This window comes from Dryocola clanedunensis (assembly GCF_038405435.1).
GTDB lineage: Bacteria > Pseudomonadota > Gammaproteobacteria > Enterobacterales > Enterobacteriaceae > Dryocola > Dryocola clanedunensis_A.
Window position 1 is genome coordinate 1 of the sequence record NZ_JBBYHZ010000159.1, and the last position, 572, is coordinate 572.

The 572-nt window shown below is 69.9% G+C and carries 1 protein-coding gene; it reads left to right on the plus strand.

Annotated elements, in window-relative coordinates; all coding sequences use genetic code 11:
• The coding region (locus AAE045_RS23980) for a polyprenyl synthetase family protein (RefSeq protein ID WP_455549801.1) at positions 1-572 on the plus strand (572 nt) is incomplete at both ends.

Below are 572 nucleotides of genomic sequence, written 5' to 3' on the forward strand. Positions count from 1 at the left end.
CGCCGACGAGAACGCGCTGGACGCGCCGGCGATGGCGGTCGAGCTGATCCACGCGTATTCGCTGGTGCATGACGATCTGCCGGCGATGGACGATGACGCCCTGCGTCGCGGCCGCCCGACCACGCACATCGCCTTTGATGAAGCCACCGCGATCCTCGCCGGTGATGCCCTGCAGACGCGCGCGTTCGGCCTGATCGCCGATGCGCCGCTGCCCGCGTCACTGCGCGTGGCCTGCCTGCAGACGCTGGCCCACGCCTCCGGTGCCGCCGGCATGTGCGGCGGCCAGGCGCTGGATATCGACGCCACCGGTCATCAACAGCCGCTGCAGGCTCTTGAGCGCATGCACGCGCTCAAGACCGGCGCACTGATCCGCGCGGCGGTGCGCATGGGCGCGCTGTGTGGCCAGGCACCCGCCGCCGATCTGGCAACGCTGGATACAGTCGCCTCGGCGCTCGGCCTGGCGTTCCAGGTGCGCGATGACATCCTCGATGTCGAAGCCAGTTCCGAACAGCTCGGCAAGACCGCCGGCAAGGACGAGGCACAGGCCAAGTCGACCTTCCCGGCACTGCTCG